The sequence below is a fragment of the Halorientalis sp. LT38 genome, assembly GCF_037031225.1.
Taxonomy (GTDB): domain Archaea; phylum Halobacteriota; class Halobacteria; order Halobacteriales; family Haloarculaceae; genus Halorientalis; species Halorientalis halophila.
On record NZ_JAYEZN010000001.1, the window covers coordinates 2,468,827 to 2,494,846 of the forward strand.

A 26,020-nucleotide genomic window follows, 5' to 3' on the forward strand; every position below is an offset into this window, starting at 1 on the left:
AGCCCTATTAATAAGGGCTCCCTCCAGTGGCTGTTGATTTATGTGCCTCCCGGTCGTTGCACCTGACATGATACACGGGAAGGGTCCACTGCTGACGGTGGACGTGGGTACACAGGAGACGACGACCGAAGACATCGACGACGTGCTGGAGACCTTCGTCGGCGGCCGGGGTGTGGGGACGCGACTCGCCCACGAGCGGATCCCCTTCGACGCGGATCCGTTCGGGCCGGAGAACAGCCTCTTCTTCGCGACGGGGCCGCTCCAGACCTCGTCGATGAGTTTCACCGGGCGGATGAACTGCACGGGATTGTCGCCGCTGACCGACGGCCTGCTCTCCTCGAACGCCGGCGGGTTCATGTCCCGGCCGTTCGCTGACACGGGCTACGGCGCGGTCGAGATCACGGGCGCGAGCGACGAGCTGGTGGGTGTCCACGTCACCGACGAGGGCGTCACCTTCGAGGCAGTCGGCGACCTCGAGGAGGCGACCGTCGACGAGACGATCGAGTACCTCGATTCGGAACACGGCCTCGGCGACGAACACGCGGCCATCGCCGGGCCGGCCGGCGAGAACGAGGTCCGGTTCGCGGCCATCATCACCTCCGAACACCGGGCGTTCGGCCGCGGCGGCCTCGGCGCGGTGCTGGGTTCGAAGAACGTGAAGTTCCTCACCTTCGACGGCGACTCCCGGCCGGAGATCGACCTGGACGAGGAGGTCACGCAGGCGATCCACCAGGACGCCGCCACCTCCGACAGCCCGATGAAAGACGCCGGGACGGTCTCGGTCTCGTCGTTCGCCAACGCCGTCGAGGCGGTGCCGACGAAGTACTTCGAGGAACTGTCCTACGACAAACTCGACGAGATCGGGTCGACCGCGGTCATCGACCACAAGTACAAGAAGGGCACCTGTTCGTCGTGTGCCTTCGCCTGCAAACTCCCGACCAAGGACGAGTCCGACGGGTTCACGACTGAGGGCCCGGAGTGGGAGACGGTGATGGCCTTCGGGTCGAACGCCCTCGTGGACGACTTCCGGACGATCATGGAGGCAAACGACATGTGCGACACGCTCGGGATGGACACCATCTCCTGTGGCGACACCATCTCGGCGTACCTCGCGGCCGAAGACGAGTTCGGCAACGAGGAACTCATGCTCGAACTGGTCGAGAAGATCGCCTACCGCGAGGACGAGGGCGACCTCCTGGCCGAGGGGATCGACCGCATCCACGACGAACTCGGCGTCGACAACTGGACGATGAAGGGCATGGAGTTCGCCGCCCACGACGGCCGCACGCTCAACGGCCAGGGCCTCTCCTACGCCACCTCGAACCGCGGGGCCGACCACATGTACTCGGTCGCCTACGACTACGAGTACCCGCTGGTCGCGCCGACGGAGGCCATGGACAAGGAGGGCGTCGACGGCAAGTCCGAGAAGATCATCGAACTCGAGAACATCAAGGCCGTCAGGGACAGCGGCGTCCTCTGTCAGTTCTCTTCGTCCTACACCGAGGAGGAACGCTACGAGAAGGTGTTCCAGGCCGACTACGACCAGTTGATGGACCTGGGCAGCCGGATCGTCGAGATGGAGCGACACTTCCACAACGAGCGCGGGAAGGACCGCAGCGACGACGAGGCCCTGCCCTTCGACCTGGAGGGGCTGTCGGACGAACTGGACAGCTACTACGAGCAGCGCGACTGGAACCAGGACGGCACGGTGCCCGACGAGAACGTCGAGGGCGCCGAAGCGGCCGGAGACTGAATAGCTACTCTTCGGTGTAGTCCGATTTCTCGGGTTCGCCGCCGTTGCGGACCCAGGGGGTGCCTTCGCTGTCGCCGCCGGTCTTGTAGACGCCGCGAGCGGAGGCGACGTGGTGCTCGTCGGCGTCCCAGACGTCGATGTCGGTGACGGCGACGCTGCCGCCCATGCGCATGACCTCGGCCTCGGCGTGGAGGTCGTCGGTCGCGGGCGCGAGGTAGTCCATGCGCATGTCGACGGTGGGGGTGACGTCGTGGGCCAGCGAGATGACAGCGGCGCCGCCGACGGTGTCGGCCAGCGAGTAGGTGACGCCGCCGTGGGCGACGTCGCCGCCGGGGACGGAGGCGAGTTCCTCGCGCATCTCGACCCGGCCTTCGGCGTAGCCGTCGTCGGCCTCGGTCAGCTCGATGCCGACCAGGTTCGTAAATGGCATGTACGAGAAGATTTCTGTTACGTCCATACGCCTCCATACCACCACCGCAAAATAAGGGTTCAGAAGACAAACTGCCGCGACGTACCGCGGTCGGGGCCGCGCGACCGTGTCCCGGAGGGGGCCAGTGCCGAGAGATGATCACGCAACACTCGACTCACGACGCCCGATCGCTCGCCGACCAGTCCGAGGCACCGGTGACGGCTCACGCCGGACCGGTACCGCGCCAGCCCGGGGGTGATCGCCCGTGATGCGATACTTCACGTTCACGTTCGTCCCGCTGGAGGACCGCTACTTCCACCCGGCGCTGGCGGAGGCCAGGGATCAACCGGACATCACCCTCGAACAGATGAAGTACATCAATCTGTTCGAAGACGAGACAGGCATCGTCCTGCTCGGGGGCCGTGGCGACGAGTCCGCGGCCGCGGCGGTCATGCAGGACAACGACGACGTCATCGACTGGGAGCTGATCCCCGGCAACGACGGCTTCTACGCCTACATCCACTTCACCGGCCGCGAACCGGCGGTCGGACTGTTGAAACTACTCGACGAGTACCGACTCGTGCTCGAACTCCCACTCCGATTCACCAGCGAGGGCTACCTGCGGGTGACGGTCATCGGCACCGACGACCACATCCAGGAGGCGCTCCAGAACGTCCCGGAGGCCATCGACGCCCAGGCCACCCAGATGGGCGAGTACAACCCCGACGACGAGCGCGCCATCGCGGGCCTCACCAAGCGCCAGCGCGAAGTCCTCGAGGCCGCCGTCGAACTGGGCTACTACCAGGTCCCCCGCGAGGCAACCTACGAGGAGATCGCCGAGGTCTGTGACTGCACCGTCGGCACCGTCGGCGAACACCTCAACCGCATCGAGTCCCAGATCATCCACGCCTCGATGGACTGACCGGCCAGTAAATTTCGGCTGTCCTATCCCAACAATTATGTCCGAGAGTGCGATCCACCCTCCATGGAGTCGAACGACACTCGACGCAGCACCGCGCGGTCACGGCGAACGGTTCTCGCCGGACTGGGCTGTCTCACACTGACCGGCGTCGCGGGCGCGACCCCCGGACGGGGACGCGGTCGCGGGGGCGGATCCGGGTTTCCGCCGGCGGGAATCACGACCTGGGCGGAAGACGACGACGGCGACCGCATCGAGCGGACGCTCGGCGACGGCGAACTCTCGACGTTCGCGTCGGTCACGCCCTCGGGTCGGCCGAAGTACCTGGGCGTCCACCTGACGCGGGATGCGCTCTCGGGGCTGCCGTCGGCGAGCGAACTCGCGGAGAGCGACGAGGGGCTGACCGTCCACGGGGCCCAGTCGCAGGAGTTCTTCGTGCCCTTCCCCGAGGCCGCGCCCGACCCGTTCACGTTCCTCGGGTTCTACTGGAACCCGGAGGGACACGTCCCGCCGGGCGTCTACGACCTGCCCCACTTCGACGTGCACTTTCACTTCCAGCCAGAGTCGGTCGTGGCGGACATCGACCCGGGCGTCGCCGAGTACCCGATCCCCGACGAGCGGATGCCGGAGGGGTACACGCGCCTCCCCAACCCCGCTGGGGAGTTCGACAGGGTGATCCACATGGGCGAACACCTGGGCGATCCCGACGCCCCGGAGATGCAGGGTGAGACCTTCGAGAACACGCTCATCTGGGGCGCCCACGACGTCGACGGCGACGACGCGGGCGAACTCACGTTCGTCGAGCCGATGGTGACCGTCGACTACCTGTCGGAACTTTCCGGCGTCGACGGCCGAGAGATCGCCCAGCCCGGGGTCTACCCGCAGGACGGCTGGTATCCGACACGCTACGCGGTCCGCGATCTCGGCGGTGACGGCGTGGCGATCGTTCTGGAAAAGTTCCGCCGGCAGTCTGCCTGAGCGTCAGGCGACGATTCCGGCCCAGTCGCAGTCCGTGCAGGCCAGGACGCCCTGGCCGTCGACGACCCGCTCGTCGCACGCCGGACAGTCGGCCTCGTGTGTCGATACCGTGTAGCGTTCGCTCCCGAACCAGTCCTCCGCCGTCGTCGGTTTGTGCTGTAGGTGCATGGTTCACTCCGGTCGACGGTTCGCGCTCGCGGCGACGCGGTGGCCCCTCGTCCACCGCCGTCCGCGCCCGGACCCGGTGGCCCCTCGCGCAGACCGTCGCTCCCTCCCTCGTTCTACGTCGGACTCCCATATAGCGATAGCCCCTTTTACGTGCGAAATCGCCGGACGTGGGTGGGGCGGCCGTAGCTCCTTAAACACATACAAAGACGGTCCCGGGTCGAGACGCGGCGGTGGCTCGGCGTCGCTGAAGGGGCGGCTCGGGGAAAAGCTCTCGTCACACGGGGCTCGGAGGGGGTAACCCTTCGTCACTGCCGCCCGCTTTTGGTACCCGACCGTTCGGCTAAGCCTTTGCGTTCCAGTCGGCGAGGTCGCGGTGGGCCTCGGCGACCGACCCGATCTCGTCTCCGTCGAGCAGGCCGTCCTCGGTGACGAGGCCGGCGACGAGGTCCGGCGGCGTCACGTCGAACAGCGGGGCCGCCACCGAGAGAGCCGCGTCGCCGTCGTAGACCGTCGCCGGGTCGGCCGATTCGAGGTGGGGGTCGGCCTCGGGACTCACCTTGTCCCGGGCCGCGACGACGTAGAGGGGAACGGCTTCACGGGCGGCGGCGAGCGCGAGCGCGCGCGTCCCGACCTTGTTCACCACGCTCCCGTCCGCGAGGACGGTGTCGGCGCCGACGAGCGCGGCGTCGTAAGCCCCCTCGGCCAGGAGCCACGGGAGCGCCGCGTCCGGAGCCAGCGTCACGTCGTCGCCGGCCTCGGCGCGGCGCTCCGCGACGCCGACGCCCTCCCCGCCGGGCCGGGACTCGCCGACCAGCAGGCGATCGGGATCGGCCGACGACAGGACGCGCTCGACGGTGCCCGACCGCGAGAGCGTCACCAGGCTCTCCCCCGCCACCCGCTCTGCGGCGCGGTCCGCGGCGGCGTCGTCGGCGGCCAGCGCCGCCTCGATTCCCTCGTGGGCAGAGCTTTCGACCGCGGACGCGGTCCGATCACCGGCCGCCTGCATGACCCGGTTGACGCGGTTGCGGACGACGGTCATCGACGGCCGGGCGGCCAGCAGGGCGCGGGCGCGGTCGGCGAGGGTGGCCCAGTCGCCAGCATCGCGTTCGACCGCGAGAGCGGCGTCGTCGCGGAGCACTTCGAGCGCGCGCACGGAGAGATACGCGGCACCGTGGTCGCGGTCGTCGGCGACGGTGTCGACTGTCGGGCGCACCCGGTCGTAGGATGTCCAGAGTTTCGGGACCGTCTGGCGGCGCAGGATGGCCGTCGGCGGGACCCACTCGCACTCGGTCGTCTCTGCGTCTAGTGTCACGTTGCGGGACGCGCAGTCGAAGAGGAAGGGGTGGACCAGCCAGCGCCGGTCCAGATCCGCGTCTTCGACGGGGAAGGGGTCGCCGCGGCGGACGAGCGTGACGGCGTCGGCCAGCCCAGTCTCCTCGGCGATCTCCCGGCGAGCGGCCGCCTCGGGCGTCGAGTCGGGATCGGTCGCCGTTTCCGACTCGCGGGCGACGTGACCGGCGACCCCGCCCCATCTTCCCCTGTAGGACCCCACGGTCTCGCTCCGCCGGAGGAGGAGGACGGCCCCACGGTTGCGAAGAAAGCAGGTGACGACGGGCGTCTCGTCCATGGTCGGGGCTCGACGGGGACGGGCAAAAATCCGCGGGCCGGGGGCTGGACGAGCGAGCGGCGGGGGACGGCTTTTGCCGCCGCGGTCGGAAGGAGGCGTATGGAAGTGGCCATCGTCAGCGACACGCACGTCCCGTCCCGGATCGCGCGCATCCCCGACTGGGTTCGCGACCGGCTACGGGAGGCCGACCACGTGATCCACGCCGGGGACTTCGACTCCGCGGCGGCGCTGGCCACCGTCGAGGACCTCGCCAGCGGCCTCACCGCCGTCTCGGGGAACACCGATGCCGGACTCGGACTGCCAGGGGTCGCGACCACGACGCTCGGCGGGGTCGAGTTCGTCGTCACGCACGGGACTGGCAGTCCGGTCGGGTACGAGGACCGGGTCGCGGAGACTGTCCGGGAGGAGGCCGGCCCCGGTCCGACAGTCGGCGTCGCCGGCCACACCCACCGGGTCCTCGACGAGACGGTCGGGGGCGTCCGACTGCTCAACCCGGGGAGCGCGACGGGCGCGCCCCCGGCCACGACCGTCACGATGCTGACCGCGACGGTCGCGGACGGGGACCTATCGGTCGAGCGTCACGAACGCGACCGGTGATCGGGCCGAATTCCTACGACGGAAATCGAAGGGCTGCAGAGGTTTGCTGGCACGTCACAAGGTACTTAATGGTACTCAGATCTATGGCAGAAATTAAATACGGGATTCGCTCGTAGGTATTCGTGTACAGGGTATGTTGGACCCGGTCGAGGGGATCGCGTCGGGTCCGTCTCGTTCGGAGCGGACCCGCGAGTCGACGTGGGGGCGACGGCGGACCGCGGCGTCCGTCACCGCTCCAGGTCCCTGTGGGGGGACGGAGACGGCCATCGTAGCCGGCGACGAGACCGTCGGTTTCGCCAGTCCGACATGCCGGTAGCAACCAGCGACACGACGGAGGTAACACAATGAGCGAAGACAGCAACTCACCGATCAGCACGATCTTCGAGGTGCAGCGTCGGACGATCGAAACCGGGCAGGACGTCATCGAGCAGACGCTCAAGGTCCCGAAGGCGGCCAACGAGTCGCTCCACGGCACCATCGGCGACCAGAAACAGGCCCAGCAGGACACGGTCAAGTTCGTCCAGGACACGATCGACCAGCTGCTGGACACGCTCGAGTCCGCCACGCCCGAGCAGGGCGAGGAGACGGTCCAGGACATCCGCGAGGCCGTCGACGAGGGCTTCGAGGAGATCCTCGAACAGCACGAGGAGGCCCTCGACCAGCTCGACGATACCTACGAGGACAGCCTCGACCTCTACGAGGAGCAGCTCGACCAGACCCTCGAGATCATCGACAAGCAGTTCGAGGTCCTGCTCGAGGCCAACGAGACCGTCGAGGAGCAGACCGTCGACGCCCTCGACGAACTCGTCCAGCAGTTCGAGGAGCTCCAGGAAGAGGTCAGCGAGCAGGCAGAGGACCTCGGCGGCCGCTTCGAGGAGCAGGCCGAGGAGTTCGAGGAAGCGCTCGGCGACCAGATCGACCGCTACCGTGAGCAGGTCGACGACCTGCAGGAGCAGTTCGAGGAGCTGCCCGAGGAGATCGGCTCCGACGACGACGGCGACACCGCGGAAGCGTAACGGCTCCGGCCCGCGGCACCGCGCCGCGCCGGTTCCTGTCGTACCGGGCGTTTCGGATGAGGGGGTTTCACATGCGACGACCGAGACAGTACAGTCACGAGACGGATGTGGGGGCACAACGAGCACCGGGGGGAGCGACGGCGAAGCGACGACGGTGACCGGACCGACGGCGACCGGCCACCGCGTCCCGCGAGGGGTGACTGAGCCGAGATGGTCCCCTCGATCGACTGGACGCTGGTGTTGATCCCGCCGATCACCGGGATCATCGGGTACGTCACCAACTGGGTCGGAATCCGACTCCTCTTTCACCCGCTGGATTTCCACGGGTTCAAGATGCCCGGCCTGAAGCAACTGGCGCCGATGCTCCCGATGAAGATCCAGCAGATCCCGGGGGTGATGGAGGGCAAGATCGGCTGGCAGGGGATCATTCCCTCCAGATCGGCGAAGATGGGGAGCATCGCATACGACACCTCCATCGCCAAACTCGCGAGCCAGCGGGAGTTCTACGAGCGGTTCGACCCCGACCGGATCGCCCAGCACATCGTCACCGAGTCCAGGGACAACGTCCACGCCTACGTCGACGACCTGATGAGCCGGGAGCAGCCAGTGGTCTGGAGCAGTATCCCGGACGGCTCCCGGAAGTTCGTCCACTCGCAGATCGAAGACCAGCTTCCGGCAGTCACCGACCGGATCGTCCAGGCGACGGCCGAGCACATCGACGAACTGCTGAGCCTGAAACTGATGGTGATCGACTACCTGGACGAGCACCCCGAACTGCTCAACCGACTGTTCCTGGAGGTCGGCGAGGAGGAACTGCAGTTCCTGGTCAACTCCGGCTTCTACTTCGGGACGCTTTTGGGCGTGTTCTCGATCCCCCTCTTCGTGTTCTTCGGGGGCGCGTGGTGGGTGCTCCCGGTCTCGGGGGTGTTCGTGGGCTACTTCACGAACTACATCGCGATCAAGGCCATCTTCAACCCGCAAGAGCCGATCGAGATCGGGCCGTTCACGATCCAGGGACTGTTCATCCAGCGCCAGGAGGAGGTCTCCGAGCGCTACGCCGAGATCGTCGCCGAGGAGATCATCACGATCGGCAACGTCACGGAGAACCTGCTGTACGGGAAGCGTTCGGACCGGACCCGGCAGTTGATCGAGGAGGCGATCCGGCCCTCGCTCGACGAGGCCCTCGGGATGGTGGCTCCGGTCGTCCGGATCGCGACGGGCGACCGTCGCTACGAGGAGATCCGGGAGGCGCTGGCGACCGAGGGCGTCGAGTACGGGCTCGAACCGCTCAAGGACAGCGACTTCAACCGGGAACGGAGCGTCGCGATCCAGCACCTGATCTCGAGCCGGATGCAGGAGTTACCCCCACAAGACTTTACCATGACGCTGCGTTCTGCTTTCAAGGAAGACGAGTGGCTGCTCATCGGCATCGGGGCGGCGCTCGGGTTCGTCGCGGGGTGGATCCAGCTACTGGTGGTGACCACGATATGAGCGACTTCGACGACGACAGCCCGACCGAGGAGTTCGAGACGGAGGGGGCCGTCAACGACGACTGGGTCGACGAGATCGAACGGGAGACCGCCGGTGGCACGACCAGGGGGTCGGCCACGGACGATACCGCCGCGGACGATACCGCTGCGGACGATACCGCTGCGGACGAGCCCTCGACAGCCCGGGCCGACCGCGGGGCCGCCCGGAGCGCAGACACCGGCGACTCGGCCGGTCCACTGGACGGGATCGCGACCGGCGACGTGGCCGAGGACGTCGAACCCCTCGATCCCACGACGGTCACCCAGGTGTTCGACGTCCTCGACGGGGCGGTCGGCGACCGGGGCGGCGATCTCGGTCCGGACCAGGTCGACCAGGTCCTGTCGGTGTTAGAGCAGTCCATCGTGACGCCGACACCGGTCGACCCGACCGAGACCGAGCGGCTGCTCTCCGTCCTGGAGGACACTGTGGTGAATCCGGTCGAGCCGGCGGCCACGGAGGACGTCCTCTCGGTGCTTAACACGGCCATCGTCGATCCGACGGGGTCGGCGGCGACGGAGACGACGGGGGTCCTCTCGGTGATCGAGTCGGCGATGGCGGACCCGACGGCGCCCGAGCAGGGGATCGAGGAGGCGTTCACGCTGTTCGACGCCGCCCTGGCGACGCTGACGGACCCGTCGAGCGACTCGGAGGAGGTGTTCTCGACGCTGGACTCGACGGTCACCAAGCTGTTCGACCCCTCGACCGACACGGACGAACTGGTCTCCTCGCTCGACGCGGCCGTCGCGGACCTGGCCGATCCGGCCAGCGACTCCAGCGATCCGCTCTCGTCGGTCGACTCGGTCATGTCGCACCTGCTCGACCCCTCCGTCGACGAGGACGTGTTCTCGCCACCGGACATCGCAGACGTGGACCGGTCGTCGCTGCAAGACAAGGCGGGCGACATCGACGACTCGTTCCGGGTCGCCCGGATCGGCGCGGCCGCCCTCCAGCGGTCGTCGGGCTACTCCGTGCGGTCGGGGGTCCGGACCGGGCCGCGACTGGTCAGGGCAGCCGTCACGTCGGAGTCGATGGTCGACCTCGTCGAGGAGGTGCGGTCGATCACGCTGGGCGAACTGGACCGAATGGGCATCGATACGGGCTTCGAGCCCGACGACGCGGACGTCGAGCGCGAGACGGACACGTTGCCGGCGGACCGCGATCGCCTCCGACGGAAGGGCGCGCGGCTGATGGAGGCGTCGGCCGACGTGGACTACGTCGAGGAGGTTCACCCGGCCTACGCGTCGATCCTCGACCAGGTGGCGCCCGACGAGGTGCGCATCCTGCGGCTGCTGGCGACGGAGGGCCGCCAACCCTCCATCGACGTCCGCGACGTCGGCTTCGTCCCGCTGTCTTCGGAACTGATCGCGGCCGGGCTGACGATGATCGGCGACGAGGCGGGCTGCCAGCACGGCGACCGGACCCACGCCTACCTGAACAACCTCAAGCGCCTGGGCCTGATCTGGTTCTCCGACGAACCGGTCGAGGACGTCAACGACTACCAGGTGTTGCAGGCCCAGCCCGAGGTCGACGAGGCCATCGAGGAGGCCCGCCGGGCGCGGATCATCCGCCGGAGCATCCACCTGACGCCCTTCGGCGTGGACTTTTGCCGGGAGGTGCTCCCCGTCGAGGTGGTCGTCGAGACGGCCGCCGGCGTCTACGAGACGCCCGTCACCCCGGACGAGCGCGAGGCCGACCGGCCAGAGTTCCCGGAGGCCGAACCCCCGCCGGATGCCTTCGACCCGTCGAAACCGACCGAGAAGGACTGATTTCGGCGAACAGCTGGCGTCAGGCCGTGGACGCGGTCCCGCGGAACCGTCGGCCGGCGGCGGTGATCATGTACCCCACGATCACCACGTCGACGGGGGCCATGAACAGCGCGTAGAACACCAGGAAGCTGTTCATGGGGGCAAAGAGGAGGAAGGGGAGGTAGAGAAAGCGCGCCACGAACAACACCATCGCGACCATCGACAGCGCGAGCGACTCCTCGACGGCGTACATCACCAGCAGCAGGTTCATCGGCGCCATCCAGATCAGCGGTACTAACAGCGCCCGCGTCTGGGTCGCCAGGAACCACAGTTCGACCCCGATCAAGGCGAGCGTCGGGACGAGCACTTTCAGGTCCACGTCCGGGAGCCGCCGCCCACGAGTTGCAGTCGCCATCTCGATCACCTACCTGACTATCGGCCGCGTCGGCACTTGAATTGTTCGTTGAATAGTGATATAATAGCCCGCCACGACAGCCGGTACTTTATATACTATACTTAAAAACTGCCGGCTATTCGGGAATGATGGGATTCTGGTAGGTCGGCCGGACAGAGCCGGCCGTTTTTCCGCGGTGCGATGGCAAGGGGGTGGCGGTGCCGTTGCCGCGGTCGGTGGGTGGACGCCTCGTGCGTGGTCGGTCGCGCGCGTGCCGCGGTCGGTGAGCGGGGCGGGGCGACGCGTCCGCGATGGTGGCCGACCTTGCTCGTAGCGGGTGCCTTTTTGTGACCCACCCCCCAGTGGGGGTATGGAAGTGATCGCGGTCCCGGGGCTGCCCGAGATCCGGCCGGGCGACGACCTGGCCGCCCTCGTCGCGGACCGGATCGACCTCCGCCCGGACGACGTGGTGGTGGTCGCCAGCACGGTCGTCTCGAAGGCGGCGGGTCGGACGGCGTCGCTGTCGGACTTCGAGCCGGGCGAGCGCGCCCGCGAGATCGCCGACCGCATCACGGCCCTGACCGGCGAGGCGAAGGACCCGCGGTTCGCCCAGGCGGTCATCGAGGAGAGCGAGGCCCTGGTGCTCGATGCCCCGTTCCTCCTCGCGAAGACCCGCTTCGGCCACGTCACCGTCAACGCGGGCATCGACCGCTCGAACGTGCCCGAGGCAGACCTGCTCTTGCTCCCGGAGGACCCGGGCGCCAGCGCGCAGGCGCTCCACGAAGCCCTCGACGTCCCGGTGATCGTCTCGGACACGTCCGGACGGCCATTCCGGCACGGCCAGCGCGGCGTCGCCGTCGGCTGGGCCGGGATGCCCGCCAGCCGCGACTGGCGGGGCGAGGCCGACCGCGATGGCCGAGAACTGGGCGTCACGGTGCAGGCGGTCGTCGACGAACTCGCGGCGGCGAGCAATCTGGTCGCCGGCGAGGGCGGCGGCGGCACGCCCGTCACGGTGATCCGGGACTGGTCGTTCGGCGACCACGCGGGCAGCGACGAACTGTTCCGGGACCGCGAGGCCGACCTGGTCCGGCAGGCACTGGAGGACTGGACGTACGAGGACGACTCATGAGAGGCATCGAACTCACCCCCGAGCATCCGATCGAACAGGTCACCGATCTCGCCGTCGCTGCGGAGCAGGTCGGCTTCGACACCGTCCTGGCGTCGTGTCACTACTTCAACCGCGACCCCTACGTCGCGCTCTCCCGGATCGCCGACGCCACCGACGAGGTGGCGCTCGGTCCGGCAGCGGCGAACCCCTACGATACCCACCCGGTCGCACTCGCCTCCCGGGTCGCCACGATCCAGGAGGTCAGCGACGGGCGAGCGGTGTTCGGGATCGGCCCGGGCGACCGCTCGACGCTGTCGGCGCTGGGCGTCGAGCGCGACAGCCCCCTCCGGAGAGTGCTGGAGACGTTCAAGACCGCACGGGACCTCTGGGCGGGCGAGTCCGTCGACGTCGACGGCACCTTCCGCGCGGCCGACGCCGACCTGGAGTACGAGGTCCCCGGCGAGATCCCGGTGTACGTCGGCGCGCAGGGTCCGCACATGATCCGGATGGCGGCGAAACACGCCGACGGCGTCCTCTACAACGGGTCGCACCCGCGCGACGTGGCGTGGGCCGCCGACCAGGTCGAGCAGGGGCTCGTCGACCGCCCTGACGAGCGGGGCCAGTTCGAGTTCGCCGTCTACGCGAGCGTCAGTATCGCCGAGGACGAAGCCGCCGCCCGCGAGGCCGCCCGGCCGCCGGTGGCGTTCATCGCCGGCGGCGCGGCCCCGCCGGTGCTCGACAGACACGATCTGGACCGCGAGCGGGCGGACGAGATCGGCGCGGCCATCGAGAACGGCTCGTTCTCGGAGGCGTTCGGGCTGGTGACCGAGGAGATGATCGACGCCTTCTGCATCGCCGGCACGCCCGCGAAGGTCGAGTCAGAGATCGAAGCCGTACTGGAGTACGCGGACGGGTTCGTCGTCGGTGCGCCGCTGGGGCCGGATCTCGAGCGGGCTATCGAGCTCGCGGGGGCTGTCCTCCGCTGAGGTCCGGGAGGATGCCCGAAATGGTGGCCCCGAGCGCGAGATAGCCCGTGAAGCCGATGGTCACGGCGAAGAAGAGCGTCCCGAGCGCCAGCAAGACGGCGCTGATCGGGTCGCTGAGTGCGACGTCGGTCATGAACCGGGCCAGGTCCGGGAGACTGGTGACGATGTCGACGAGTCCTGCCATACCGTCGGGTAGCGAGGGCTGGTACTTGTGTGTCGTGGTTTTCGCGAACCTCTAAGGGGACCCGCTCCCCAGTGACTGGCATGGACGACGCCTCGCTCGACGAGTTCCTGGACGCGGGCGGTGACGAGGCCGACCCGGGCGACGAGGCCGACCCGGGCGACGACACTGACCCGGGCGACGACTCTGACCCGAATGACGAAGCCGAGCAGGGCGACGGCGCCAGCGAGGAAACGGACGAGACCGATGCCGACGCGGCGACCGAGGACGAGACGGGGGAGACGGTGGCGACCGGGAGCGACGCGGCGTCGCCGGCCGTCTCGACGTACGCGTTGAGCGGCGAACCGGCCGCCTGTGCGGCCTGTGGCGAATCGGCCGACCGTCGGTGGCGCGACGGCGACGACCTGGTCTGTGCCGACTGCAAGGCGTGGTAACCAGTCAGTCGTCTGATACAGCAACATTACGTGGGACCGGTCCCAACGACGCACGTGAGAGACACCGGCGGACGGGGTTTCGCGCGGGCGACGCACGAACCCGGAGTTCGTCGGGTCGAGCAAGATGACGCCTCCGGCAGGCGGGACTCGCCCGCTCGCCTGCCGGGTACCCCGCTACCCAGCTATGACTGACGCAGACACAACGACACTCGGACAGGAGACGGCCGACGCCGTCGAGGCGGCCGGCGCACTCGCGCGCCGGGTCGCCGACAACGTCGGCCAGGTGATCGTCGGCCACGACGAGGAGATCGAACACATCCTCACCGCGGTGCTCGGCCGGGGACACGTTCTGCTGGAGGACGTCCCCGGCGTCGGGAAGACGATGCTCGCCCGCTCCATCGCGGCTTCCTTCGACGGCTCTTTTAAACGCGTGCAGTTCACGCCGGACCTGCTTCCCTCCGACATCACCGGCGTCAACGTCTACAACCAGCAGACCGGCGAGTTCGAGTTCCGGCCGGGCCCGGTCTTCGCGAACGTCGTCCTCGGCGACGAGATCAACCGCGCCCCGCCCAAGACCCAGAGCGCGCTGCTCGAGGCCATGGAGGAACAGCAGGTCACCGTCGACGGGGACACCCACGAGATGCCCGACCCGTTCACGGTGATCGCGACCCAGAACACCGTCGAGCGCGACCGGACCTACGAGCTCCCGATGGCCGAACTCGACCGGTTCATGAAGAAACTCCACCTGGGCTACCCGGAGGCGGCCGAGGAGGCGGCGATGCTCGGCCGCGTCGTGGGGAACCACCCGATCGAGGACTTAGAGCCAGTGGCGACGCTCGCCGACCTGGAGGCGGCCCGGGCGGCGGTCGGCGAGATCACCGTCGAGGAACCGATCCGGACCTACGTCACGCGCCTGGCGGGGTACACCCGCGAGCACGCCCAGCTGGGTGTGAGCCCCCGCGGCTCGATCGCCCTCCTCCGGGCCGCGCAGGCGCGGGCGGCCCTCGCGGACCGGGACTACGTGATCCCCGACGACGTGCAGGTCGAAGCGCCGGCGATCATGCCCCATCGGGTGCGGACGGCGACGGCCGACCGGACGGGCGCGGAGATCGTCGCCGAAGCCCTCGACGCCGTCGCGGTCGAATGAGACCGACGCTCCGCAGCCTCGGGGTCGCCGGGGTCGCGGCTGCCGCCATCGCCATGGCCGCTGCCTCAGGCGCTCGCGCGCTGAACGCCCTCGCGGCGCCGGCGCTGCTCACGCTCCTGGTGGGGGCGGTCCAGGTGTACCACGCGGGCACGCCCGAAGTGACGCGCAGCGACCCGACGCCGGGCCACCCGGGCGAGTCCAGGACGGTCGCCCTGTCCGTCGACGGCGGGGCGCTCGCCCGGGTGACGGACGCGATTGCGCCCGGCGTGGCGGGGACGGGGTACGACGCCCGGGTCACGCTCCCCGCGACGGTCGAGTACGAGATCGAACTCGGGGCGCGGGGCGAGTGGGAACTCGGCCCGCCGCGCGTGATCGTCACCGACGCGCTCGGGCTGTTCGTGCGCACCTTCGAACCCGAGGCGACGGCCACGGCGCTGGTCTACCCGCAACTCGTGGACCTGCGGGAGACCGACGCCATCGCCCGGCTGCTGGGTATCGACACCGCGACCGACCGACAGGCCTTCGACAGCATCCGCGAGTACGCGCCGGGCGACCCGCTCCGCGACGTGCACTGGAAGTCGAGCGCCAAGCGCAGCGGTGACGACCTCGTGGTCAAACAGTTCGTCAGCGAGCGCCGGGAGTCGACCCTTCACCTCGCGGCGGGGGCGGCGACCGGCCACACCGACGCGATGGCCAGCGGCGTGGCCAGTCTCGCGGTGCTGGCCCTGGAGGCGGGCCTCTCGGTCGGCGTCTCCTGTCCGGCCGGCGAGGTGCCGCCCGGGCGCGGCAGGGCCCACCGCCGGCACCTCCTCGAACTGCTCGCCCGGACCGACGCGGGCCGGCTGTCCGAGTCGGCCCGGAAGCGCGCCGACGTCGTCCTCGACGCCGACGGGGACGGCGTGACGGCGACCGTCGACGGCCGGGACCACCCGCTCTCGATCGCTCGGACGCCGCCCGAACCGACGGAACAGGAGACACCGGGGGCCGACGACGCCCACGCCGCCCCGGTCGGCCGGGACGAGCGCCCGCGCGGGGAGGTGGGGCGATGAGTACCGAGCCGGGCGAGCGGGGTCTCCGCGGCGTCCCGACGGGGCTCGACCGGGAGTCGGCGGTCGGGCCGCGCGCCCTCGCGCTGCTCTCGGCGGGACTGTTGCTGTTTTCGTTCACGTTCCCGCTGTACGGGATCATCGACGTGGTGGGCGACCCCGATACGTTCCTCCTGGTGGTGGCCGCCACGCTCGTGGTCGCGACGGGGCTCTCGCAGGTGCTGCGGGCGCGGACCGCGCTGACGGTCGGGATCGGATTGTTAGTCCTGGGGCTCTGGAGCTACGCGTCGGCGCTGCCGGCGGACGTCTTCGCCCAGCAGGGGCGCATCGCGAGGGACGTGTTCTCGCTGCTCACGGGACTCTCGGTGTTGCGCCTCCAGATGATCGAGCTGTTCGTACTGGCGTACACGCCGGCGCCGGTCTTTCTGACCTGGTTCCTGGCTCTCCGGCGGCGATACGTGGCGACCGCCTTCGTCGGCGGCGCGGCGCTTTCCTTCTTCGTCCTGACGGGGGACGTCGGCACGCTGGTCGCGCTGCTGGGCGCGCTCGGCGCGGTCGGGACGGTCGGGTTCGGGCGGCTCGAACGGTTCGGCGGCGACGCGCGCGCCGTCGAGACGCTGGCGATCGTCCTCGCCGCCATCGTAGTCGTGACGCTGACGGTCAGCGTCGTCCCCGGGGGGAGCGACCAGCCGTTCGGGATCTTCGACGACGCCGGCACCGACACCATCGAGGGCAGTCTCATCACCGCCGACGAGCGCGTCTCGATCCAGGGCGAGATCAGCCTCTCGTCTGCGGTCCGCTTCCGGGTCGAGAGCGACGAGGAGGCCTACTGGCGGACGGCGGCCTACGACCGCTACACGGGCGACGGCTGGGTGCGGACCGGCGGGAAAGCCGACTATCCCGGGGAGATGCCCGGGCCGCCGGGCGAGTCGCGCGTGATCCAGCAGCGGGTCACCGCCGAATCACGGATCGACGTGCTCCCGGCGGCCTGGAAACCGGTCGCCGTCAGCGAGAGCCGCGCCGACGAGACCGAGGTGACGTCGATGGGCGGCCTCCGGCCGACCCAGGGGCTCACCCCCGGCGACAGCTACACGGTCGTCAGCCGCCAGCCGGTCGCGTCGCCCGACCGACTCCGTCGGGCCGGCAGGGACTACCCACCGGCGATCGAAGACCGCTACACGAATCTGCCGGCGAGCACGCCCGACCGCGTCGCGCGGCGCACGGAGCGGGTCACGGCCGCGGCCGGCGCGGACTCCCCTTACGAGACGGCGCGGGCGATCCAGTCGCACCTCCAGAGCCAGAAGAGCTACTCCCTCGAGGTAGCGCGCCCCGAGGAGGACGTGGCCGCGACCTTCCTGTTCGAGATGGACGAGGGTTACTGCACCTACTTCGCGACGACGATGGTGACGATGCTGCGGACCCAGGACGTCCCCGCGCGGTTCGTCGTCGGCTACACGCCCGGCGAGCAGGTCGACGACGACGAGTACGTCGTCCGCGGACTGGACTCACACGCCTGGGTCGAGGTCTACGTCCCCGACGTGGGCTGGGTGCAGTTCGACCCGACGCCGGCCGATCCCCGCCGGGACGCCGAGCAAGATGCCCTCGACGGCAGCGGCAGTGGTGACTTCGGCGACGAGGACGACGACGAACTGGAGACGACGGCCCCACCGATTCCGGACGAGCCGGAAACGACGACCGAACCGACCACGAGCGCCGACGACGACGGGCGGAACACGACCGCCGCACAGGAAATCGACGCGTCGGCGGTTCCGACGACCCACGACGCCCGCGGCGGCGGCGGGCTCCCGGACCTCCCCTCGCGCGAGGAAGCGGCGCTCGTGCTGGTCGTCCTCGGCGGGGCCGTCGCGGGCGCGCGCCGGACCGGTCTGACCGACCGCGCCTACCGGGCGGTATGGCTCCGCTGGCAACCCCGCCGGGATCCGGAACGCGACGTGCAGCGAGCGTTCGAGCGGGTCGAGTACGTCCTCGCGCGGGCCGAGCGGCCGCGCCGGCCCGGCGAGACGCCGCGGCAGTACCTGGCTGCCATCGACGCCGACGAGGCCACGGCGCGACTCTACCGGCTCCACGAGCGAGCCCAGTATGCCGGCCGGGTCACGGCGGACGAGGCGGACGACGCGGTCGCCACCGCAGGAGAGATCGTCGGGGAGCGGTGGGGTCGCTTCGGATGAGCCCGGAAATCCGCTTGCTGGCGGATGCTTTCGCGGGTCCCGAAGGTGTTTAATACGTCGCTTTCCTACCTCGACCTGTAATGTCGGAAGTCTGCTCGACGTGCGGGCTGCCCGAGGAGCTCTGCGTCTGCGAGGACGTCGCCAAAGAGTCCCAGGAGATCAGCATTCGCATCGACGAGCGCCGATACGGAAAAGAGGTAACGGTCATCGAAGGGTTCGATCCCAGCGACGTGGACATGGACAGCCTGTCTTCGGATCTGAAGTCCAAGTTCGCCTGCGGTGGCACGGTCGAGGACGGCTCCATCGAGCTCCAGGGCAACCACACCGGACGCGTCGAGGATTTCCTCCGCGAGAAAGGCTTCAACGTGGCCTGACCCCTCGCATTTCGGCCCGCTCGTCGGGCCGGGTACTTGCTCGTTTTCAGCCCCCACAGCGACCGCGCCGGTCGCTCAGGAGTTGACGGCTTCCAGCTTGTCGCTGACCACGATCCGCCCCTTGGCGGTGAGCGTCGTCGTCTCGTCTCCGTCCTCGATCAGTTCCTTCTCGCGCATGTCGGCCAGCAGCATCTCGAGCTGGCTCGGTTCCACGTCGACGACGTTGGCCAGCGAGACGCCCGGCCCGGTGGAGTAGACCGCGACCAGCAGTTCCGTCTCCTGCTCGGACAGCGAGATGTCGGCGAGGTCGGCGACGATGTCGCTGTACTCGAGTCGGAGATAGCGCCCGAGGATGCTCATCTCCCGGGCACTGTCCAGTGCGGCCAGCGAGGTCATCGCCTGCCCGTCCTGCATGTGCCGGACCGACAGCACCTCCTGTTTGGTGCCGTTCACGTCCCGCCGGCCGCGCTCGAAGTCGGTCACCGTCGAGAGGTCGACGGCGAACGTCGAGTCGGGACCTTTGAACCGGACCGTTTTGGGTTCGAGATAGAGCTTCGCCGGGTGAAAGGTCTCGTCGGTGACCCGGCCCCCCACCCGGGCCGGGTGTTTGACCGTCGTCCGGGTCCCGTTGAGCAGGGCCTTGAACAGGACGGTCGAGAACTTCCCGATCTTCCCGTCGTCGGCCTCGACGGCCGCGACGTGGCGTCTGTCGCCCCGCCGAAACGCGATGGTCACCGTCGAGTCGAAGAAATCGCCCAGGTCCGGCGGGACGTGCCCGACGGCCACGTCGAAGATGTCGGACAGCGGGATCGTGGTCTTGCCGCCCTCGCCCGCGAGCACCAGTCGCTTCTGGCTCAGGAGGATCCGGCCGGTCGCCGGCTGCCCCCGATCGGAGGCGCTGGCGTTGAATTTCCCCACGAAATCCGCGATCACTGATTCCGACATGCTAGAGAGTCTATGTGGCGTACGCGCTCCCCGGCCGTGGTGAGTTAGCGCGCGTCTTCCGTACACGTACCACTGCGTCGACACCCAAAACGTTTGTGCGCGTATCGAACCCGGAGCGTTCGGGGAGTTCGCTCACTCGGTGAGGTCCTCGGCGATGGCGGCGAGGCTGTCGCTTGGCTTCTCGGTAGCCTCGTAGACGGTCCGCTCGCCGGGCGCCCGCAGCCCGTACTGGAACTCCGACGTGACCTCGTCGAGCAGGACCGACCCGCCGACCGAGACGTCGGCCTCGGCGACCCACTCGGCCAGGCGGTTCTCGCCGCTGCCCGGCTCACGGGCCAGGGTCGGCGTGTCGTAGGCCCCGGAGATCTCGGGGTCGCCGTCGAGACTCGTCTCGACGCGCGCGTGGTAGGTCGACCCGTCGAGAACGAGGCGGACGATCTCGTCGGCCGGGAGGGCGGCGTCGGCCGGCGCGACGACTTTCGGGCGGTCGGTGCGACCGACGCGTTCGAGGCTCGCCCGGTGGGTCGCGACGGCATCGTGATCGCTCGGGAGACGGTCGGGCACGTTACTCGTCGTCGCTCAGGAGGTCGGCGACGTCCTCGGAGCCGCGTTCGGTGATCTTGGCGTTGATCTGTCGGACCTCGTCGCTGATCTCGCGGCCGCGGACGGTTACGCGCTTGCGCTCACCGTTGCGGCTGGGGGTGAACCCGGTCCCGCCGTCCGAGAGCAGGGAGGTCAGGTCCGGCCCACGCACGTCCGAGCGCATCGGGCGGCCGGCGTTGTCCGAGCCGCCGGTGAGTTCGACGGTGTAGCCGTCGAGGCCGAGCGCGCCCCCGTCGACCTCGTCGCCGAGGTCGCGGCCCATGAATCGGTTGGCGTCCTGTCCGTCCACGTCGAGCTGGTAGGTGTCGCCGGTCTCGGGATCCGCGACGACGACGGTGAAATCTGCCATTGGTCGATTCAGACCGTCCCGGATAAAAAGCCCGTCGGAACGGGCCCGGCCCACCCGGCCGGTCGGGTTCGAGAACGTCAAGTGGGTCCGGAGCCGAGTCTGCGTGTGGACCGAGATTCGCTGGAACGTGAACTGGGTGCGGCGTTCGGGGGGACCGACCGAGCGCAGCGCGTCGTCGCCAGGCAGGCCCGCGACCTCGCCGACGCGGGGAAGATCGAGGCCGAACTCGGCTTCGAGCTGACCGTCGACGCCGTGATCGACAACCTCGAGGACGCCCCCGACGAGTACGACCTCGCCGAGCGGTGGAACTGGTGGCTCGACTCGCTCGAACTCTCACACGGCGGCTACAACCGATTCCGCGTCCGTCCCGAGGCCGTGAAGGACTGAGCCGGCGACCAGTCGGCGACCGACCCGCCGCTCCTTACTCGAAGTCGTCGAGCGTCGGCCGGTCGTGCTCGCCGGGGAACTCTGCCAGCGGCACCTGCTGCTGGTCGCCCGAGGCCATGTCCTTGACCGTCACCGCGTCGTCCTCGAGGTCCTGTTCGCCGACGATGACGACCGTCTCGGCGTTCATCGAGTCGGCGTAGTCCAGCTGGCCGCCGAAGCTCCGATCGGAGAGGTCGGTCTCGACGACGTGCCCCCGCTCGCGCAACTCGCGGGTGATCTCCGCGGCCTCCGTGCGGGTGTCCCCCACCTTCAGGACGTAGTAGTCGGTCGTGAACGACTCGTCGGGCCAGACGCCCGCGCGCTGGAGCAAGAGTGAGAGCGGCGCGAGGCCGGGTGCGACCCCCACGGCCGGCGTCGGCTGCCCGCCGAAGCTCTCGATGAGGTCGTCGTAGCGACCGCCGCCGAAGACGGACCGGGAGACCTCGCCCGTCGCGTCGAAACACTCGAAGACGACGCCCGTGTAGTAGTCCAGCCCGCGCGCGGTCTCGAGCGAGAGCGTGCAGTACTCCCGGGCGCCGAAGTCAGCCGCGGCGTCGAGGACGTTCTGGAGGTTCGTCACCGCCGCCTCGATCCGATCGGTCCCCGCGAACGCGATCAACTCGTCGAGGTCCTCCTCCCCGACGGCCAGTAGCTCGTCGAACTCGGCAGCCTGCTCGTAGGAGAGGCCCGCGTCGTGGAGCAGACCGTGGTACTCCTCCTCGTCGATCTTCGCGGACTTGTCGACCGCCCGGATCGCCGCGCGCGTGTCGACGTCGGCGTCGAACCCCTCCAGCAGCCCGCCCAGGATGTCGCGGTGGGAGACGCGGAACTCGAACTCCTCCCCGGTGAGCCCGAGGTCCGTCAGCGCGTCGGCGGCGAAGGCGAGTACCTCCGCGTCCGCTTCCGGCTCCGAGGAGCCGAAGATGTCGACGTTGGTCTGGTAGAACTCGCGGAAGCGGCCCTGCTGCACCTGCTCGTACCGCCAGAACGGCCGCGTCGAGACCCACTTGATCGGCTTGGAGAGTTCCTTCTGTTTCCCGACGACCATCCGCGCGACCGTCGGCGTGAGTTCGGGCGTCAGCGACACCTCGCGGCCGCCCTTGTCCTCGAAGGCGTACAGTTCCTCGACGATCTCCTCGCCGCTCTTGTCGACGTACATCTCCGTCCGCTCCATCGCGGGGGTGCCGATCTCCCGGAAGCCGTAGCGCCGAGCGGTCCGCTCCAGCGTGTCGATGACCTCTCGCCGGGGCCCCATCTCCGCGGGGTAGAAATCGCGAAAGCCCTTCAGGCCGTCGTACATGTCCCCCGCTTTGCCCACCGCGCGCTTGAATCTGTCCGTTACTCCCGCAGCCCCACCACGCGCGTCTGATCGTGGGCGGGGAACACCTCGCCGACCGTCCCCTCGTCGTACTCCTCGCGGATCAGCTCCCGCAACTCCGCCTCGTAATCCCCTTTGGGGATCTCCTCGCTCGGGCCCTCCTCGACGAGCAGTTGCGCGTCGACCAGGTCGTCGACCGCCCCGCGACCGAACCCCGACAGCGGCGCGATGTAGTCGACGTCGTGGCGATCCTCGAGGCTCTGGGCCTGTGCCCGCGAGACCGTCGGCACGCGGTCGTCCCTGCGAGTCCCGTCGGCGACGGCCGAAAACGACTCCGCGGCCACGATCTCGAGGACGTGATCGTGGACGTGCTGGATGCCGTTGCGCGGGAAGCCGTCCTCCACCATCTGCGCGGCGGCCTCACGCGCCACGTCCTCGTCCAGCTCGATCGTCTCCAGCGGAAAGCCGACCGCCTCTGCGGACTCGCGAGCCTGCTCGGCGGCGTCGGTGATCCCGAACGTCGCCGAGACGAGCGTCACCTCGTAGAACGGATCCAGGACCAGGGCGGCGAGCGTCGAGTCTTTCCCGCCGCTGTAGAGGACGCCGACGTCCATCTACCGGCGCTGGATGTCGAAGCTCTGCGAGTCGGGCTTGAGTTCCGAGAGCAGCTCTTTCATCTTCTCCTCGTCGATCTTGCCCTGGATCCGGCCGCTCCGGGCCAGCGCGATCACCTGCTGTTCGACCTGCTCGCCGAACTGCGGCTTGGACATCTTGACCGTGTTCAGCCGCTTTCGCGCTCCGTCGGTCAGGTGCTGGCGGAGCAGCGCCTTCTTCTGGGCCTCGGCCTGCTGGCGCTGTGCCTCCTGGGCCTCGCCGCCGCCCTGGCCCTGTTTCTGCTCGCGGAGCTTCTCCATTTTCTCCTGTCGCAGCCGTTCGAGTTCCTCGTCGTCTGGCTCGCCACTCATGACTACCCCAACGTTGTCGCGTCAGTCGCAAAACCCTAACGGACCACCTTTTTACTGCAGGGGGATGCGCTCACTCCGTTCGCGCACCCCCTCTGCAAAAACGTGGGCGAAAAACCTCTCCGCGCTCCCTCCGGTCGCGCGGAGTGAACCGGCGCGCGCTGCGCGCCGGATGCTGGCCGCCGACCGCGACAGCTACCGCCACCGCGACAGCTACCTCCTCCGCTACCGCGACAGCACCGCAGCTACCCGACTGGCGAAAACGAAAGAAAGACCGCCTCAGGCGTAGCGTTCGAGTTCCGGACGATCGAGGTCCTGGAGGACCTGCCCGGCCGTGTCGTCGAGGAGGCTCTTGCCCTCGGGGGAAACCTTGCGGCCCTCGCCCTTCGCGATGTCGACGTAGCCGGCCTCCTCGAGCTGCTGGAGGGCGGTCCGGATGATGTTCCCGGACGCGTCGGTGTTGTTCTTCGGGCGGACCCGGTAGCGGGTCGAGCCGTTGACGGAGTCGCCGTACTCGCTGCGCAGGCGCTCGACGCCGATGGGCTGCTCGACGGCCACCTTCCGCAGGAGGCTGGCGGCGCGGCGCGCCCAGAAGTCCTCCTGCTCGGGCGGGAGTTCGCGCCCGGCCCCGGTCTTCGTGTAGCGGGCCCAGTCGGGTTCGGTTACGGCGTCTTCCTCCTCGAGTCGCTCGGCGACCGCCTCGATGAGATCCTCGGCGGGCACGTCGTAGAGCGTCGTCATTGCTCACTGGTTCCCCGTGGCGTCATAAAAGCGCATCGTTAGCGTCCCGTCGCCGCTCACCCGGCGCGGCGCTGGGCACTCCGACGGGCCCAGAGCGCCGCCGCCGTCCCGCCCCCGAGCAGCGTCGGCAGCCAATAGGTCGCCGCCCGGTGGATCACCACCGCGGCGCTCGCCGTCGCCGCGGGGATCCCCGTCGTCGAGATCAACAGCGCGACGAAGGCGACCTCGATCCCACCGAGCCCGCCCGGCAGCGGCGTCACGCCTGCGATCGACCCGACCGGGATCACGACCAGCGCGGCCGCGAAGGGGATCGTGATCCCGAGCGCGTACACCGACAGCCACAGCGACCCGGCAAGGGTAATCCAGCCAGCGAGCGAGAACCCCAGCGCCAGCAGGATCGTCTGTCGGCTGGCGGCCACGCGGTCGATCGCACCGAAAAAGCCCTCGATGCGCGTCTCGATCACCGCGGGATCGAGCGGCTCCCGCCGCGGCAACACGCGCCCGACGGTGCGGATCACCGGTGTGAGAACGCTGACGACGGCCGATTCGAGCCCGTACCGGTACCGCCAGCCGAGGACGGCCGCCACCGGGACGACCACGGCGAGCGTCGCGACGGCACCGGCCGCCAGCAGCAGGTTCCGCCCGAGCGACACGGTCTGGACGCCGAAGAAGGCCAGCCCGACCGTCGCCAGGCCGATCGAGGGCAGGAAGTGCAACGCGTCGACCGACGCGATGGCGGCCAGGCCCGTCTCGTACTCGGTGTCGGCGGCCTCGGAGATCAACAGGGCCGACAGCGGCTCGCCGCCGGCCTGTCCGAACGGCGTGACGTTGTTGGCGAACATCGCCGAGGCGAACACCAGGACGGCCGTCGGGGCCCCGACTGGCGTCTCGAGCGCGCCGAGCACCGTGTGCAGCGCCATGCCCCAGGCCGTGAGCCAGACGAGGGCCACGGGGATCACGAGGGCGGTGAGGGAGAGCGTCGCGGATCCGAGCGCCGCCAGCACCTCGTCGATCCCGGCGGCCCAGAACAGCGCTCCGAGGACGACGATTGCGACGGCAAAGCCCAGTACCGTCGCGCCTCGCTCCCCGTCCATACGCGCCACCTGTACCGGTCGCCGCTTGAAGCCTCCGACTCCCGCCGAGAGGGAGGTTCTTTAGGGACGGGTCCGAAGGGGGTCGGTATGGACGAATCGGCGGCGCTCTCGATGCTCGCCGAAGCCCTCCCGACCGCGGGCGACGACGCGGCCGTCGTCGGCGAGCAGGTCCTCACCACGGACATGCTCCACGAGACCACCGACTTCCCCGACGGCACGACCAGGTACACCGCCGGCTGGCGCGCCGTCGCCGCGTCGCTGTCCGACGTGGCCGCGATGGGCGCCGAGGCGACCGCCGCCGTCGCCGTCTACGCCGCCCCCGCCTTCGACGCCGAGGAGCTGACCGCCTTCGTCGACGGTGCGCGCGACGTCTGCGGCTACGTCGAGGCCGAGTACGTCGGCGGCGACCTCGACAGCCACCAGGAGTTCACCGTCGCCACCACCGCCCTCGGCCGGACGAGCGACCCCGTCCGCCGCTCCGGGGCCCGGCCTGGCGACGCCGTCTGCGTGACCGGAACCCTCGGCCGCAGCGCCGCCGCGATCCGCCTGTTCCGCCGCGGTGATCACGAGTGGGCCAACGACCTCTTCCGGTTCACCCCTCGCGTCGTCCCCGGCCTGGCCATCTCCGCCAGCGCTACGGCGATGATCGACTCCAGCGACGGGCTGTCGCGCTCGCTCCACCAGGTGGCCGAGGCGAGCGACTGCGGGTTCGCCGTCGAGACACCGCTCCCGATCGACGAGGCCGTCGACGAGGTGGCCGAGGACGCCGCCGACCGCCGCGAACTCGGCGTCTTCTTCGGCGAGGACTTCGAACTCGTCTTCACCGCCCCGCCGGAGGCGCTGCCGGGGCTCCGGGACGTGTGTGACGTGTCGATAACGGAGATCGGGACCGTGACCGACGACGAGGGGACGGTCACGCTCGACGGCGCGCCGCTGCCGGATCGCGGGTACACGCACGGGGAGTGACGTTGGTCGTCCCCG

Annotated in this window: 29 protein-coding genes; 16 read left to right on the forward strand and 13 right to left on the reverse strand. The window is 69.3% G+C overall.

What is annotated here, in order from left to right; all coding sequences use genetic code 11:
- Positions 1 to 67 precede the first annotated feature (67 nt).
- A complete protein-coding gene (locus U5918_RS12730) occupies positions 68 to 1,753 on the forward strand; it encodes an aldehyde ferredoxin oxidoreductase C-terminal domain-containing protein (protein WP_336001730.1) in 1,686 nt (561 codons plus the stop codon).
- A 4-nt stretch (positions 1,754 to 1,757) separates the two neighbouring features.
- On the opposite strand, the gene U5918_RS12735 is transcribed toward U5918_RS12730, so the two are convergent.
- The gene (locus U5918_RS12735; protein WP_336001731.1) at positions 1,758 to 2,210 is read right to left on the reverse strand and encodes a PaaI family thioesterase; all 453 of its coding nucleotides are present in this window, start codon (positions 2,208 to 2,210) and stop codon (positions 1,758 to 1,760) included.
- A gap of 220 nt (positions 2,211 to 2,430) precedes the next feature.
- Between U5918_RS12735 and U5918_RS12740 the strand changes: the two genes are divergently transcribed.
- Together U5918_RS12740 and U5918_RS12745 are read left to right on the forward strand one after the other, a co-directional pair.
- Positions 2,431 to 3,084 carry a helix-turn-helix domain-containing protein gene (locus tag U5918_RS12740; RefSeq protein WP_336001732.1) on the forward strand — a complete coding sequence of 218 codons (654 nt, stop codon included), beginning with the start codon at positions 2,431 to 2,433 and terminating at the stop codon, positions 3,082 to 3,084.
- Between the two features lie 63 nt (positions 3,085 to 3,147).
- The gene (locus U5918_RS12745) at positions 3,148 to 4,059 is read left to right on the forward strand and encodes a hypothetical protein (RefSeq protein WP_336001733.1); all 912 of its coding nucleotides are present in this window, start codon (positions 3,148 to 3,150) and stop codon (positions 4,057 to 4,059) included.
- A 3-nt stretch (positions 4,060 to 4,062) separates the two neighbouring features.
- On the opposite strand, the gene U5918_RS12750 is transcribed toward U5918_RS12745, so the two are convergent.
- Positions 4,063 to 4,227, reverse strand: a complete 165-nt coding sequence (locus tag U5918_RS12750) for a hypothetical protein (RefSeq protein ID WP_336001734.1) — start codon at positions 4,225 to 4,227, stop codon at positions 4,063 to 4,065.
- 340 nt (positions 4,228 to 4,567) lie between these two features.
- On the reverse strand, positions 4,568 to 5,854 hold the full coding sequence (locus tag U5918_RS12755) for an eIF2B alpha/beta/delta subunit family protein (RefSeq protein WP_336001735.1): 1,287 nt from the start codon (positions 5,852 to 5,854) through the stop codon (positions 4,568 to 4,570).
- A 99-nt stretch (positions 5,855 to 5,953) separates the two neighbouring features.
- Here U5918_RS12755 and U5918_RS12760 point away from each other — a divergent pair, with 99 nt between their 5' ends.
- From U5918_RS12760 to U5918_RS12775, 4 genes are all read left to right on the forward strand, one after another.
- Complete coding sequence (locus tag U5918_RS12760; RefSeq protein WP_336001736.1) at positions 5,954 to 6,451, forward strand: metallophosphoesterase family protein; 498 nt, start codon at positions 5,954 to 5,956, stop codon at positions 6,449 to 6,451.
- A gap of 344 nt (positions 6,452 to 6,795) precedes the next feature.
- The gene (locus tag U5918_RS12765; protein ID WP_336001737.1) at positions 6,796 to 7,467 is read left to right on the forward strand and encodes a hypothetical protein; all 672 of its coding nucleotides are present in this window, start codon (positions 6,796 to 6,798) and stop codon (positions 7,465 to 7,467) included.
- A gap of 210 nt (positions 7,468 to 7,677) precedes the next feature.
- A complete protein-coding gene (locus tag U5918_RS12770; RefSeq protein ID WP_336001738.1) occupies positions 7,678 to 8,958 on the forward strand; it encodes a DUF445 domain-containing protein in 1,281 nt (426 codons plus the stop codon).
- Positions 8,955 to 10,763 (forward strand): Abi-alpha family protein, encoded by a 1,809-nt coding sequence (locus tag U5918_RS12775; protein WP_336001739.1) that lies wholly within the window; start codon positions 8,955 to 8,957, stop codon positions 10,761 to 10,763. Before U5918_RS12770 ends, U5918_RS12775 begins: the two co-directional genes overlap by 4 nt.
- Before the next feature lie 19 nt (positions 10,764 to 10,782).
- Here U5918_RS12775 and U5918_RS12780 read toward each other — a convergent pair whose 3' ends face one another.
- A complete protein-coding gene (locus U5918_RS12780; RefSeq protein ID WP_336001740.1) occupies positions 10,783 to 11,157 on the reverse strand; it encodes a hypothetical protein in 375 nt (124 codons plus the stop codon).
- 349 nt (positions 11,158 to 11,506) lie between these two features.
- Between U5918_RS12780 and U5918_RS12785 the strand changes: the two genes are divergently transcribed.
- Complete coding sequence (locus U5918_RS12785) at positions 11,507 to 12,265, forward strand: coenzyme F420-0:L-glutamate ligase (protein WP_336001741.1); 759 nt, start codon at positions 11,507 to 11,509, stop codon at positions 12,263 to 12,265.
- Positions 12,262 to 13,230 carry a 5,10-methylenetetrahydromethanopterin reductase gene (locus tag U5918_RS12790; RefSeq protein ID WP_336001742.1) on the forward strand — a complete coding sequence of 323 codons (969 nt, stop codon included), beginning with the start codon at positions 12,262 to 12,264 and terminating at the stop codon, positions 13,228 to 13,230. The genes U5918_RS12785 and U5918_RS12790 overlap by 4 nt, the downstream gene beginning before the upstream one ends.
- Here U5918_RS12790 and U5918_RS12795 read toward each other — a convergent pair.
- On the reverse strand, positions 13,199 to 13,414 hold the full coding sequence (locus tag U5918_RS12795; protein WP_336001743.1) for a DUF8024 family protein: 216 nt from the start codon (positions 13,412 to 13,414) through the stop codon (positions 13,199 to 13,201). The genes U5918_RS12790 and U5918_RS12795 overlap by 32 nt on opposite strands.
- A gap of 80 nt (positions 13,415 to 13,494) precedes the next feature.
- Here U5918_RS12795 and U5918_RS12800 point away from each other — a divergent pair, with 80 nt between their 5' ends.
- The 5 genes from U5918_RS12800 to yciH all read left to right on the forward strand — a co-directional run bounded on the left by U5918_RS12800 (position 13,495) and on the right by yciH (position 18,601).
- Positions 13,495 to 13,845, forward strand: coding sequence for a DUF7573 domain-containing protein (locus tag U5918_RS12800; RefSeq protein ID WP_336001744.1), 351 nt, complete (start codon positions 13,495 to 13,497; stop codon positions 13,843 to 13,845).
- A 184-nt stretch (positions 13,846 to 14,029) separates the two neighbouring features.
- Complete coding sequence (locus U5918_RS12805) at positions 14,030 to 14,992, forward strand: AAA family ATPase (RefSeq protein WP_336001745.1); 963 nt, start codon at positions 14,030 to 14,032, stop codon at positions 14,990 to 14,992.
- Entirely contained in the window at positions 14,989 to 16,041 is a 1,053-nt protein-coding gene (locus U5918_RS12810) for a DUF58 domain-containing protein (RefSeq protein ID WP_336001746.1), read from the forward strand. The genes U5918_RS12805 and U5918_RS12810 overlap by 4 nt, the downstream gene beginning before the upstream one ends.
- Positions 16,038 to 18,227 (forward strand): transglutaminase TgpA family protein, encoded by a 2,190-nt coding sequence (locus U5918_RS12815; protein WP_336001747.1) that lies wholly within the window; start codon positions 16,038 to 16,040, stop codon positions 18,225 to 18,227. Before U5918_RS12810 ends, U5918_RS12815 begins: the two co-directional genes overlap by 4 nt.
- A gap of 80 nt (positions 18,228 to 18,307) precedes the next feature.
- A complete protein-coding gene (gene yciH / locus U5918_RS12820; protein WP_247005958.1) occupies positions 18,308 to 18,601 on the forward strand; it encodes a stress response translation initiation inhibitor YciH in 294 nt (97 codons plus the stop codon).
- 75 nt (positions 18,602 to 18,676) lie between these two features.
- Here the strand turns inward: yciH and U5918_RS12825 are convergent, their stop codons facing one another.
- The 3 genes from U5918_RS12825 to U5918_RS12835 all read right to left on the reverse strand — a co-directional run bounded on the left by U5918_RS12825 (position 18,677) and on the right by U5918_RS12835 (position 20,498).
- Positions 18,677 to 19,546, reverse strand: coding sequence for a CheF family chemotaxis protein (locus tag U5918_RS12825; protein WP_336001748.1), 870 nt, complete (start codon positions 19,544 to 19,546; stop codon positions 18,677 to 18,679).
- 132 nt (positions 19,547 to 19,678) lie between these two features.
- Positions 19,679 to 20,110, reverse strand: coding sequence for a DUF7112 family protein (locus tag U5918_RS12830; protein ID WP_336001749.1), 432 nt, complete (start codon positions 20,108 to 20,110; stop codon positions 19,679 to 19,681).
- A gap of 1 nt (position 20,111) precedes the next feature.
- The gene (locus U5918_RS12835; RefSeq protein ID WP_336001750.1) at positions 20,112 to 20,498 is read right to left on the reverse strand and encodes a 30S ribosomal protein S6e; all 387 of its coding nucleotides are present in this window, start codon (positions 20,496 to 20,498) and stop codon (positions 20,112 to 20,114) included.
- 105 nt (positions 20,499 to 20,603) lie between these two features.
- Between U5918_RS12835 and U5918_RS12840 the strand changes: the two genes are divergently transcribed.
- Positions 20,604 to 20,885, forward strand: a complete 282-nt coding sequence (locus tag U5918_RS12840; protein ID WP_336001751.1) for a WNWW family protein — start codon at positions 20,604 to 20,606, stop codon at positions 20,883 to 20,885.
- A 34-nt stretch (positions 20,886 to 20,919) separates the two neighbouring features.
- Here U5918_RS12840 and hisS read toward each other — a convergent pair whose 3' ends face one another.
- The 5 genes from hisS to U5918_RS12865 all read right to left on the reverse strand — a co-directional run bounded on the left by hisS (position 20,920) and on the right by U5918_RS12865 (position 25,039).
- Positions 20,920 to 22,224 carry a histidine--tRNA ligase gene (gene hisS / locus U5918_RS12845; RefSeq protein WP_336001752.1) on the reverse strand — a complete coding sequence of 435 codons (1,305 nt, stop codon included), beginning with the start codon at positions 22,222 to 22,224 and terminating at the stop codon, positions 20,920 to 20,922.
- 38 nt (positions 22,225 to 22,262) lie between these two features.
- Positions 22,263 to 22,856: a DUF7411 family protein gene (locus tag U5918_RS12850; RefSeq protein ID WP_336001753.1), complete on the reverse strand. Its 594-nt coding sequence runs from the start codon at positions 22,854 to 22,856 to the stop codon at positions 22,263 to 22,265.
- Complete coding sequence (locus U5918_RS12855; RefSeq protein ID WP_336001754.1) at positions 22,857 to 23,207, reverse strand: DNA-binding protein; 351 nt, start codon at positions 23,205 to 23,207, stop codon at positions 22,857 to 22,859.
- Positions 23,208 to 23,483: 276 nt separating this feature from the next.
- A complete protein-coding gene (locus tag U5918_RS12860) occupies positions 23,484 to 23,945 on the reverse strand; it encodes a 30S ribosomal protein S19e (protein WP_336001755.1) in 462 nt (153 codons plus the stop codon).
- Between the two features lie 56 nt (positions 23,946 to 24,001).
- Positions 24,002 to 25,039, reverse strand: a complete 1,038-nt coding sequence (locus U5918_RS12865; protein WP_336001756.1) for a lysylphosphatidylglycerol synthase transmembrane domain-containing protein — start codon at positions 25,037 to 25,039, stop codon at positions 24,002 to 24,004.
- Positions 25,040 to 25,126: 87 nt separating this feature from the next.
- Between U5918_RS12865 and thiL the strand changes: the two genes are divergently transcribed.
- Positions 25,127 to 26,005, forward strand: a complete 879-nt coding sequence (gene thiL, locus U5918_RS12870) for a thiamine-phosphate kinase (protein WP_336001757.1) — start codon at positions 25,127 to 25,129, stop codon at positions 26,003 to 26,005.
- Positions 26,006 to 26,020: the final 15 nt, after the last annotated feature.